General features: G+C 69.6%; 9 protein-coding genes. All 9 read left to right on the forward strand.

Annotated features, from left to right (window positions below; all coding sequences use genetic code 11):
* Positions 1–939: molybdopterin-dependent oxidoreductase (locus tag G3I19_RS29420; RefSeq protein ID WP_164266762.1), on the forward strand; the 939-nt coding region annotated here is incomplete at its 5' end.
* A 35-nt stretch (positions 940–974) separates the two neighbouring features.
* Positions 975–2,306 carry an NADH-quinone oxidoreductase subunit NuoH gene (nuoH, locus tag G3I19_RS29425; RefSeq protein ID WP_239074914.1) on the forward strand — a complete coding sequence of 444 codons (1,332 nt, stop codon included), beginning with the start codon at positions 975–977 and terminating at the stop codon, positions 2,304–2,306.
* A complete protein-coding gene (nuoI, locus tag G3I19_RS29430) occupies positions 2,299–2,946 on the forward strand; it encodes an NADH-quinone oxidoreductase subunit NuoI (RefSeq protein ID WP_164266764.1) in 648 nt (215 codons plus the stop codon). The genes nuoH and nuoI overlap by 8 nt, the downstream gene beginning before the upstream one ends.
* Positions 2,943–3,794: an NADH-quinone oxidoreductase subunit J gene (locus tag G3I19_RS29435; RefSeq protein ID WP_164266765.1), complete on the forward strand. Its 852-nt coding sequence runs from the start codon at positions 2,943–2,945 to the stop codon at positions 3,792–3,794. Before nuoI ends, G3I19_RS29435 begins: the two co-directional genes overlap by 4 nt.
* The gene (nuoK, locus tag G3I19_RS29440) at positions 3,791–4,090 is read left to right on the forward strand and encodes an NADH-quinone oxidoreductase subunit NuoK (RefSeq protein WP_129773108.1); all 300 of its coding nucleotides are present in this window, start codon (positions 3,791–3,793) and stop codon (positions 4,088–4,090) included. Before G3I19_RS29435 ends, nuoK begins: the two co-directional genes overlap by 4 nt.
* A 14-nt stretch (positions 4,091–4,104) precedes the next feature.
* On the forward strand, positions 4,105–6,000 hold the full coding sequence (gene nuoL / locus G3I19_RS29445) for an NADH-quinone oxidoreductase subunit L (RefSeq protein WP_164266766.1): 1,896 nt from the start codon (positions 4,105–4,107) through the stop codon (positions 5,998–6,000).
* A 5-nt stretch (positions 6,001–6,005) separates the two neighbouring features.
* Positions 6,006–7,577 (forward strand): NADH-quinone oxidoreductase subunit M, encoded by a 1,572-nt coding sequence (locus G3I19_RS29450; protein ID WP_164266767.1) that lies wholly within the window; start codon positions 6,006–6,008, stop codon positions 7,575–7,577.
* Positions 7,574–9,223 (forward strand): NADH-quinone oxidoreductase subunit NuoN, encoded by a 1,650-nt coding sequence (nuoN, locus tag G3I19_RS29455; RefSeq protein WP_164266768.1) that lies wholly within the window; start codon positions 7,574–7,576, stop codon positions 9,221–9,223. Before G3I19_RS29450 ends, nuoN begins: the two co-directional genes overlap by 4 nt.
* 298 nt (positions 9,224–9,521) lie before the next feature.
* Positions 9,522–11,503: DNA helicase RecQ (recQ, locus tag G3I19_RS29460; RefSeq protein ID WP_164266769.1), on the forward strand; the 1,982-nt coding region annotated here is incomplete at its 3' end.

An 11,503-nucleotide genomic window follows, 5' to 3' on the forward strand; every position in this document is an offset into this window, starting at 1 on the left:
GGCGCCGTCGAAGCGGGCGCGCTCGCCGCGCTGCTGCCCGGCGGCCGCCCCGCCACCGATCCGCGGGCCCGCGACGAGGTGGCGGCGGTCTGGGGCGTACGCGAACTCCCGCACCACTTCGGCCGGGACACCGGACAGATCATCGAAGCGGCCGCCACCGGCGAACTCGGCGCCCTGCTCGTGGCGGGAGTCGAGACCGCCGACCTCCCCGATCCGGCCCGCGCCGAAGAGGCCCTCGACAAGGTCGGGTTCCTGGTGTCGCTGGAACTGCGGCCCAGCGCGGTCACCGACCGGGCCGACGTGGTCCTCCCGGTGGCGGCGGCCGCGGAGAAGGCGGGCACCTTCCTCAACTGGGAGGGCAGGGCGCGGCTCTTCGAGGCGTCGCTCAAGCCCGAGCAGATGACCCGCACCCTGGCCCCGGCCGACTCACGGGTGCTGCACATGCTGGCCGACGCCTTGGACGTCCACTTCGCGCTGCCGGACATCAAGTCCGTACGCGACGAGATGGACCGGCTCGGCGCCTGGACCGGACAGCACGCGGGCGACCCGGCCGGCACGGCCGGCGCGCTGCCCCGCCCGTCCGACGGCGAGGCCGTACTCGCCGGGCACCGGCTGCTGCTCGACCAGGGGCTGCTCCAGCAGGGCGACGACGCGCTGGCCGGCACCCGGCACGCGGCGGTCGCCCGGCTGTCGGCCACGACCGCCGGTGAGACCGGCGTCAAGGACGGCGACCTCCTCGCCGTCACCGGGCCCGCGGGCGACGTACAACTGCCGCTCCAGGTGACCGAGATGCCCGACCGGGTGGTCTGGCTGCCGCTGAACTCGACGGGCGGCGGCGTCCTGCGCGACACCGGCGCCCGCCCCGGCGAACTGGTGCGGATCTCCGCCGCACCGCCCGCACCCGCCGCACCCGCGGCCACGACGGAGGTGGAGGCGTGACGAACTACTACCTCGCGGCGACCGAGGACCTGTCGATGTTCGGCCGGGACCCCTGGTGGCTGGTTGTCATCAAGGCCGTGTTCTGCTTCGCCTTCCTGATGATCACTGTGCTCTTCTCCATCGTGTGGGAGCGCAAGGTCGTCGCCTGGATGCAGCTGCGCATCGGCCCCAACCGGCACGGCCCCTGGGGCATGCTCCAGTCGCTCGCCGACGGCATCAAACTGATGCTCAAGGAAGACCTGATCGTCAAACGGGCCGACAAGTTCGTCTACGTCCTCGCGCCGATCGTCGCCGCCGTACCCGCCTTCATGGCGATCGCGGTGATCCCCTTCGGCCCCGCGGACAACGAGGTGTCGATCTTCGGCCACCGTACGACGATGCAGCTCACCGACCTGCCGATCGCGATGCTCTACATCCTCGCGGTCGCCTCGGTCGGCATCTACGGCATCGTGCTGGCGGGCTGGTCGTCCGGGTCGACGTACCCGCTGCTCGGCGGGCTCCGCTCCTGCGCGCAGATGATCAGCTACGAGATCGCGATGGGCGCCGCGTTCGCCTCGGTCTTCCTCTACTCGGGGTCGATGTCGACGTCGGCGATCGTGGACGCGCAGAAGGACCGCTGGTTCATCGTGCTGCTGCCGGTCTCCTTCATCATCTACATCGTCACGATGATCGGTGAGACCAACCGCGCCCCGTTCGACATGCCGGAGTCCGAGGGCGACCTGGTCGGCGGCTTCAACACCGAGTACTCGTCCATCAAGTTCGCGATGTTCATGCTGGCCGAGTACGTCAACATGGTCACCGTTTCGGCGGTCTCCGCGACGCTCTTCCTGGGCGGCTGGCGGGCCCCGTGGCCGATCTCCACCTTCTGGGAGGGCGCGAACCAGGGCTGGTGGCCGATGCTCTGGTTCGTCATCAAGGTCCAGCTGCTCCTCTTCTTCTTCATCTGGCTGCGCGGCACGCTGCCACGCGTGCGCTACGACCAGCTGATGAAGCTCGGCTGGAAGGTCCTCATCCCGGTCTCCGTCGTCTGGCTGATGCTGGTCGCGACCGTCCGGGCCCTGCGCAACGACAACTACGACTACTCCCGGATCGTGCTCTACGGAGCCGGGGCCGTCGTGGCGATCCTGCTGCTCTCCTTCGTCTACGACATCTTCCGCGACAAGCAGGAGAAGCAGGAGCGGGCCGCCGACGAAGCCGCGGGCCCCGGCCCGGCCTTCGACCCGATGGCGGGCGGCTTCCCGGTGCCGCCCCTGCCCGGACAGACCCTTCCACCCGTACCCCGGCGGCCTTCACGCGCGGAGCGGGAGCTGATTGTCAGTGGTGGCGTGGACACTGTGAGTGACGGAAAGGAGGCCGGCGATGCCTGACCGCTCTACTGAGGGTTCCGGGGACGACACCCCGAAGGACAAGACTCCTTGGCAGAACCCGGTGGCCGGCTTCGGCGTGACCTTCAAGGCCATGTTCAAGAAGCGGCTGACCGAGCAGTACCCGGAGCAGGAGAAGACGACGGCGCCGCGCTTCCACGGGCGGCACCAGCTCAACCGGCATCCGGACGGGCTGGAGAAGTGCATCGGGTGCGAGCTGTGCGCCTGGGCCTGTCCGGCCGACGCGATCTATGTGGAGGGCGCGGACAACACCGAGGAGGAGCGCTACTCCCCGGGCGAGCGGTACGGCCGCGTCTACCAGATCAACTACGCCCGCTGCATCCTGTGCGGACTCTGCATCGAGGCGTGCCCCACCAGGGCGCTGACGATGACCAACGAGTTCGAGCTCGCCGACAGCAGCCGCGCCAATCTGATCTACACCAAGGAGCAGCTGCTCGCCGGCCTGGACGAGGGCATGGTCGACTCGCCGCACTCGATCTTCCCGGGCACCGACGAACAGGACTACTACCGCGGCCTGGTGACCGAGGCAGCCCCCGGCACGGTCCGCCAGGTCGCCGTGTCCAAGGGCGAGACGGCGGCCGGTGCGGGCGACCCCGCCCCGAACGAGGGAGCGCAGGCGTGAACTACCTGACCTCCACCGGTGAGGCCGTCCAGTTCTGGGTGCTGGGTACGGTCGCGGTGATCGGCGCCCTCTCGACCGTACTGATGCGACGTGCCGTGCACAGCGCGCTGAGCCTCGCCGGGACCATGATCGTCCTCGCGGTCTTCTACCTCGCCAACGGCGCGTACTTCCTGGGCATCGTCCAGATCGTCGTCTACACCGGCGCGATCATGATGCTCTTCCTCTTCGTGGTCATGCTGGTCGGCGTCACCGCGGCCGACTCGCTCAAGGAGACCATCAAGGGGCAGCGCTGGCTGGCCGTGCTCTGCGGGCTCGGCTTCGGCGTCCTGCTGATCGCGGGCATCGCCAACGCCTCGCTCAAGAGCTTCACCGGCCTGGGCAAGGCGAACGCCAACGGCAATGTGCAGGGCCTCGCCGCCCTCATCTTCACCAAGTACGTCTTCGCCTTCGAGATCACCGGCGCGCTGCTCATCACCGCGGCCGTCGGGGCGATGGTGCTCACCCACCGGGAGCGCACCGAACAGGCGAAAACCCAGCGGCAGTTGTCCGAGGACCGGGTGCGCAGCAAGCAGCTGCCACCGCTGCCCGCCCCCGGTGTCTACGCCCGGCACAACGCGGTGGACGTCGCGGGCCTGCTCCCGGACGGGACCCCGTCCGAGCTCACCGTCATGCAGACCCTGCGCCGGCGCGGCCAGATCCGCGATGTGTCGAGCGAGGCCATGGCGGACCTCAGGGCGCTGGAGCAGCGCTCCGAGGAGCGGCTCGGCCGTATGTCGGGCCACGGCCACGACGCCGGGATCGCCGACGACCGCGACCAGCGCGATCGCGAAGAGGAGGAGGCGAAGTGAATCCGGTCAACTATCTGTATCTCGCCTCGCTGTTGTTCACCATCGGCGCGGCCGGGGTGCTGATCAGGCGCAACGCCATCGTGGTCTTCATGTGCGTGGAGCTGATGCTCAACGCCTGCAACCTCGCGTTCGTCGCCTTCTCCCGTATGCACGGAAACCTGGACGGCCAGATCATCGCCTTCTTCACGATGGTCGTTGCCGCCGCGGAGGTCGTGGTCGGGCTCGCGATCATCGTGTCGCTCTTCCGTTCCCGCCACTCGGCCTCGGTCGACGACGCCAGCCTGATGAAGCTGTAAGGGGTCGCTGAACAGTGGAGAACTTGATTGCGCTGCTGATCGCAGCGCCTTTGCTCGGAGCGGCGGTACTGCTCTGCGGTGGACGTCGGTTCGACCGGGCCGGCCACTGGCTGGGCACGGTGCTCGCCGGCGCGTCCTTCGTGCTGGCGGCCGTCCTCTTCGTGAACATGCTGGGCAAGGCCGCGGACCACCGCACCCTGCACCAGCACCTGTTCAGCTGGATCCCGGTGGCCGGCTTCAAGGCCGACGCCGCCTTCCAGCTCGACCAGCTGTCGATGACCTTCGTCCTGCTGATCTCCGGTGTGGGCACGCTGATCCACATCTACTCGATCGGCTACATGGAGCACGACGAGCGGCGCCGCCGCTTCTTCGGCTATCTGAATCTCTTCCTCGCGGCGATGCTGCTGCTGGTCCTCGCCGACAACTACCTCCTGCTGTACGTCGGCTGGGAGGGCGTCGGTCTCGCCTCGTACCTGCTGATCGGCTTCTGGCAGCACAAGCCGTCCGCGGCGACGGCGGCCAAGAAGGCGTTCATCGTCAACCGCGTCGGCGACATGGGCCTGTCGATCGCGATCATGCTGATGTTCACCACCTTCGGGACCTTCGCCTTCGGCCCGGTCCTGCACTCGGTGGGGGGCGCGTCCCAGGGCAAGCTCACCGCCATCGGCCTGATGCTGCTGCTCGCCGCCTGCGGCAAGTCGGCGCAGGTGCCGCTCCAGTCCTGGCTCGGTGACGCGATGGAGGGCCCGACCCCGGTCTCGGCCCTGATCCACGCGGCGACGATGGTGACCGCGGGCGTCTACCTCATCACCCGCTCCGGGGCGATCTTCAACGCCGCACCCACCGCGCAGCTCGCCGTCGTGGTGGTCGGCGCGGTGACGCTGCTCTTCGGGGCGATCGTCGGTTGCGCGAAGGACGACATCAAGAAGGCCCTCGCGGGCTCGACGATGTCGCAGATCGGCTACATGATCATGGCGGCGGGTCTCGGCCCGATCGGATACGCCTTCGCGATCATGCACCTCGTCACCCACGGCTTCTTCAAGGCCGGGCTCTTCCTCGGCGCCGGATCGGTCATGCACGGCATGAACGACGAGGTGGACATGCGGAAGTACGGCGGCCTGCGGAAGTACATGCCGGTGACGTTCGTGACCTTCGGCCTCGGCTATCTCGCGATCATCGGCTTCCCCGGCCTCTCCGGCTTCTTCTCCAAGGACAAGATCATCGAGGCGGCCTTCGCGAAGGGCGGCACCGAGGGCTGGATCCTCGGCGGCGCGGCCCTGCTGGGCGCCGGCATCACCGCCTTCTACATGACGCGGGTCATGCTGATGACGTTCTTCGGCGAGAAGCGCTGGGTGCCGGACGCGGAGGGCCATGAGCCGCACCCGCACGAGTCGCCCAGGTCGATGACCATCCCCATGATCATCCTTGCGTTCGGCTCGGTCTTCGCCGGTGCGTTCTTCGGTATCGGGAACCGCTTCCTGCACTGGCTGGAGCCCATCACCGGCCACTCCGAGGGCAATTCACCGGTCAGCGCGGGCGCCGTCACCGCCGGGACGATGGTGGTCCTGGTCATCGGCGTCGCCATCGCCTGGCTCGTCTACGGACGCAGGCCCGTGCCCGCGGTCGCCCCCAAGGGCTCGCTGCTCACCCGCGCGGCCCGGCGCGACCTGCTCCAGGACGACTTCAACCACGTGGTCCTGGTCCGCGGCGGCGAGCACCTCACCAGGTCGCTGGTCTACCTCGACCACTCCCTGGTGGACGGCGTCGTCAACGGCACGGCCGCATCGGTCGGCGGAATCTCGGGCCGGCTGCGCAGACTGCAGAACGGCTACGCCCGCTCCTACGCGGCCTCGATGTTCGGCGGCGCAGTGATCCTCGTCGCCGCGACCCTGCTGATGAGGGCGGTCTGATCACCATGTCCTTTCCCCTCCTGACGGCGACCGCCGCGCTCCCGGCGGTCGGTGCGATCGCCACCGCCGCGGTCCCGGCCGCCCGGCGCACCGCGGCGAAGTGGCTCGCGCTGCTCTTCTCGCTCGGCACCCTCGCCCTGGGAGCCGTGCAGCTCGTCCGCTTCGACCCCGGCGGCGCCCGCTACCAGCTCACCGAATCGCACGCCTGGATCAAGGACTTCGGCGTCCGGTACGAGCTGGGCGTGGACGGCATCGGCCTGGTGATGCTCGCCCTGACGGCGCTGCTCATCCCGTTCGTGATCCTCGCGGGGTGGCACGACGCCGACCCCCTGGAAACACACAGCTCCCGGTGGCGCCCCACGCAGGGCTTCTTCGCCCTGATCCTGGCCGTCGAGGCGATGGTGATCCTCTCCTTCGAGGCCACCGACGTCTTCCTCTTCTACATCCTCTTCGAAGCCATGCTCATCCCGATGTACTTCCTCATCGGCGGCTTCGGGGACCGGGCACACGCCGGCGGCGACGAGGCGGCGGCGACCCAACGCTCGTACGCGGCGGTCAAGTTCCTCCTCTACAACCTGGTCGGCGGCCTGCTCATGCTGGCCGCTGTCATCGGCCTCTATGTGGTCGCGGGGAACTTCTCCCTCCAGGAGATCGCCGCCGCGCGGGCCAACGGCTCGCTGCACATGGCGACCGGCACCGAACGCTGGCTCTTCCTCGGCTTCTTCTTCGCGTTCGCGGTGAAGGCGCCGCTCTGGCCGCTGCACACCTGGCTGCCCAACGCCATGGGCGAGGCGACCGCCCCGGTCGCCGTGCTGATCACCGCCGTGGTCGACAAGGTCGGCACGTTCGCGATGCTGCGCTTCTGCCTCCAGCTCTTCCCGGAGGCCAGCAAGTGGGCCACCCCGGTGATCCTGGTGCTCGCGCTGATCAGCATCGTCTACGGCGCGCTGCTCGCGGTCGGCCAGCGCGACATCAAGCGGCTGATCGCCTATGCGTCCGTCTCGCACTTCGGCTTCATCATCCTGGGCATCTTCGCGATGACCACCCAGGGCCAGTCGGGCGCGACGCTCTACATGGTCAACCACGGGATCTCCACGGCCGCCCTGATGCTGGTGGCCGGCTTCCTGATCTCGCGGCGCGGCTCGCGGCTCATCGCCGACTACGGCGGGGTGCAGAAGGTGGCCCCGGTCCTCGCCGGGACCTTCCTGATCGGCGGCCTGGCCACGCTTTCGCTGCCCGGCCTCTCCCCGTTCGTCAGTGAATTCCTCGTCCTGGTCGGCACGTTCAGCGCCTACCCGGCCGCCGGGATCATCGCGACGGTCGGCATCGTGCTGGCCGCGCTGTACGTCCTCGTGCTCTACCAGCGCACGATGACAGGGCCGGTCAAGGCGACGGTGCAGGGCATGGCGGACCTGAAGGTCCGTGAACTCGTCGTCGTGCTGCCGCTGATCGCGCTGCTGGTCTTCCTCGGCGTCTATCCGAAGCCGCTGACGGAGATCGTCGACCCGGCCGTGAAGCACACCATGTCCGACGTCCAGAAGAAGGACCCCCAGCCCACAGTGGAGGCCGCGAAGTGAGCGCAACAGCTGTCCACAGCCTGTGGACAACGGGGGCGAGCCCCATCGGCAAGATCCCGACCCCGCACATCGAGTACGCACAGCTCACCCCCGTGCTGATCATCCTCGGTGCGGCCATGCTGGGCGTCCTCGTCGAAGCGTTCGTACCGCGCAGGGGCCGCTACTACGCCCAGGTGTTCCTCACCGTCGTCGCGGTCGTCGCCTCCTTCGCGGCGGTCGTCGCGCTGGCGGCCGGCGGATACGGCTCGACCAAGGCGCACATCGCGGCGATGGGCGCGATCGCGGTCGACGGGCCCGCGCTCTTCCTCCAGGGCACCATCCTGCTGGCATCCCTGGTGGCGGTCTTCACCTTCGCCGAGCGCAGGCTCGACCCGGAGGTGCACGGCAACCGCACGGACTCCTTCGCGGCACAGGCCGCGGCCGTACCGGGCAGCGACAGCGAGAAGGAAGCCGTCAAGGCCGGGTTCACCACCACCGAGGTCTTCCCGCTCGCCCTGTTCGCCATCGGCGGCATGCTCGTCTTCCCCGCCGCCAACGATCTGCTGACGCTCTTCGTGGCGCTGGAGGTCTTCTCCCTGCCGCTCTACCTGCTCTGCGCCGTCGCCCGCCGCAAGCGGCTGATGTCGCAGGAAGCGGCCGTGAAGTACTTCCTGCTCGGGGCGTTCTCCTCGGCCTTCCTGCTCTTCGGGATCGCCCTGCTCTACGGATACGCGGGCTCCGTCTCGTACGCCCGGATCGCCGACGTGGTCGACGGCACCGTGCAGAACGTCGACCCGGCGCTCGCCGACACCATGGGCAACGACGCGCTGCTGCTCATCGGCGGCGCGATGATCCTGCTCGGGCTGCTCTTCAAGGTCGGCGCCGTGCCGTTCCACATGTGGACCCCGGACGTCTACCAGGGCGCGCCGACCCCGGTCACCGGCTTCATGGCGGCAGCCACCAAGGTCGCCGCGTTCGGCGCGCTGCTGCGGCTGCTGTACGTGGTGCTGCCCGGGATGCGCTGGGACTGGCGGCCGGTCATGTGGGCCGTCGCGATCATCACCATGCTGGGCGGTGCGATCGTCGCGATCACCCAGACCGACATCAAGCGGATGCTGGCGTACTCGTCCATCGCGCACGCCGGGTTCATCCTGGCCGGTGTCATCGCCACCACCCCTGAGGGCATCAGCTCGGTCCTCTTCTACCTGGTGACGTACTCGTTCGTGACGATCGGCGCCTTCGCCGTGGTCACGCTGGTGCGGGATGCGGGCGGCGAGGCCACCCACCTCTCCAAGTGGGCCGGGCTCGGGCGGCGTTCACCGCTGGTGGCCGCGGTCTTCGCCATCTTCCTGCTCGCCTTCGCGGGCATCCCGCTGACCAGCGGTTTCAGCGGGAAGTTCGCCGTGTTCAAGGCGGCGGCCGACGGCGGGGCCGGCGGTCTTGTCGTGGTCGGTGTGATCTCGTCCGCCATCGCCGCGTTCTTCTACATCCGGGTCATCGTGCTGATGTTCTTCAGCGAGCCGAAGGCGGACGGCCCGACCGTCGCCGTGCCGTCGCCGCTGACGATGACGACGATCGCCGTGGGTGTCGCGGTCACGCTGGTCCTGGGGCTCGCCCCGCAGTACTTCCTGGACCTGGCAGGACAGGCGGGGGCCTTCGCCCGGTAGCCGCCGGGCCGTTTCCCCACGATCTCCGCCGTCGGGCGGGCCGGGCGTCCCCGGCCCGCCCGACGGCGTTCGTGCGGCGGCTCCCGTACGACGGCTTTCATACGGTGGCATGGTCACGGAGGCTCTCGTACCGGGTGGCCGGGGCGGGTGCACCCCGCGGTACACCGCTGTGTCCGGGGATGTCGGTGCGGGACCCTATCGTGGGAGAAGTGACCGGCAGGATGCACGGGACCAGCGCGACGGGGGACGGCACGATGGAACGCGGGACAGGACGCGGGACACAGCGCGGGGCGGAACGATGAGCGGGAGTGGCGAGGCAGTGGCCGAGCGTACGGAGCAGACAGAGCGGACCACGCACGCGCGGGGCGCGGAGAGCGAGGCGCTCAGCACCCTGCACCGGGTCTTCGGGTACGACGCCTTCCGCGGCGAGCAGGAAGAGATCATCGGGCAGGTGGTGGACGGCGGGGACGCCGTCGTGCTGATGCCCACCGGTGGCGGGAAGTCCCTCTGCTACCAGATCCCCGCCCTGGTCAGACCAGGTACGGGCGTGGTGATCTCACCGCTGATCGCGCTGATGCAGGACCAGGTGGACGCACTGCGCGCCCTCGGTGTGCGGGCCGGCTTCATGAACTCCACGCAGGACTTCGACGAGCGCCGCACCGTGGAGGCCGAGCTGCTCGCCGGTGAGCTGGACCTGCTCTATCTGGCGCCCGAGCGGCTGCGGGTCGAGGCCACGCTCTCCCTGCTGAGCCGCGCGAAGATCTCCGTGTTCGCCATCGACGAGGCGCACTGCGTCGCCAGCTGGGGACACGACTTCCGCCCCGACTATCTGGCGCTCTCCCTGCTCGGCGAGCGCTGGCCCGATGTCCCGCGCATCGCCCTGACGGCCACCGCCACCCGCGCCACCCACCAGGAGATCACCGAGCGGCTCGGGATGCCGGACGCCCGGCACTTCGTGGCGGGCTTCGACCGGCCCAACATCCAGTACCGGATCGTCCCCAAGAACGACCCCAAGAAGCAGCTGCTCGCCTTCCTCAAGGAGGAGCACGCGGGGGACGCCGGAATCGTCTACTGCCTGTCCCGCGCCTCCGTCGAGCGGACCGCCGATTACCTCTGCAAGAACGGCGTGGAGGCCGTGCCCTACCACGCGGGGCTCGACGCGGGCACCCGCGCCGTCCACCAGTCGCGCTTCCTGCGGGAGGACGGCCTCGTCGTGGTCGCGACGATCGCCTTCGGGATGGGGATCGACAAGCCGGACGTCCGGTTCGTCGCCCACCTGGACCTCCCCAAGTCGGTGGAGGGGTACTACCAGGAGACCGGGCGCGCCGGGCGGGACGGACTGCCGTCCACGGCCTGGATGACGTACGGCCTCCAGGACGTCGTGCAGCAGCGGAAGATGATCCAGAGCGGCGACGGCGGCGAGGTGTTCCGCCGCCGGGCCGCGGCCCACCTCGACGCGATGCTCGCGCTCTGCGAGACGGCCGGCTGCCGCCGCGCCCAGCTCCTCCAGTACTTCGGCCAGGAGGCGGCGGCCCCCGCCTGCGGCAACTGCGACACCTGCCTCAGCCCGCCCGAGACCTGGGACGGGACGGTGGCGGCGCAGAAGGTGCTGTCGACGGTGGTACGGCTGGAGCGCGAACGCCGGCAGAAGTTCGGCGCGGGCCAGATCATCGACATCCTGCTCGGCCGCAGGACGGCCAAGGTCATCCAGTTCGACCACGACCAGCTCACCGTCTTCGGTATCGGCGATGACCTGCCGGAGGCCCAGTGGCGGGGCGTGGTGCGGCAGTTGCTGGCCCAGGGGCTGCTGGCGGTCGAGGGGGAGTACGGCACGCTCGTGCTGACCGGCACCAGTGGGTCCGTGCTCTCGGCGGAGACCAGCGTCCGGCTGCGCAAGGAGCCGGAGAAGGTCGCGGTGGCCCGGGCCGCCAAGGGCGAGAAGAAGGCCAGGGCGGCGGCCGCGGCGGCCGACCTCCCGGCGGACGCGGTGCCGGTCTTCGAGGCGCTGCGGACCTGGCGCGGCAAGCAGGCCAAGGAGCAGGGCGTCCCGGCGTATGTGATCTTCCATGACGCGACGCTGCGGGAGATCGCCATGGTGCGCCCCGCCACGCTCGGTGAGCTGGGCGGGATCGGCGGCCTCGGCGAGAAGAAGCTCGCGACGTACGGGGAGGGCGTGCTCGGGGTGCTCGGCGAGCAGGCCGGCCCGGCGGCCACCGCTCCGGACCCGGCCACCGCTCCGGACCCGGCTGCCGCGACGGCCCGCCCCGGGGTGGGCGCGAC

It is taken from the genome of Streptomyces sp. SID10853 (assembly GCF_010548145.1).
GTDB lineage: Bacteria > Actinomycetota > Actinomycetes > Streptomycetales > Streptomycetaceae > Streptomyces.

What these genes read in the sequence shown, in the direction of transcription:
- nuoH (WP_239074914.1), top strand. Translation starts at nt 975, where the DNA reads ATGTTCGGCCGGGACCCCTGGTGGCTGGTTGTCATCAAGGCCGTGTTC.
- nuoI (WP_164266764.1), top strand. Translation starts at nt 2,299, where the DNA reads ATGCCTGACCGCTCTACTGAGGGTTCCGGGGACGACACCCCGAAGGAC.
- G3I19_RS29450 (WP_164266767.1), top strand. Translation starts at nt 6,006, where the DNA reads ATGTCCTTTCCCCTCCTGACGGCGACCGCCGCGCTCCCGGCGGTCGGT.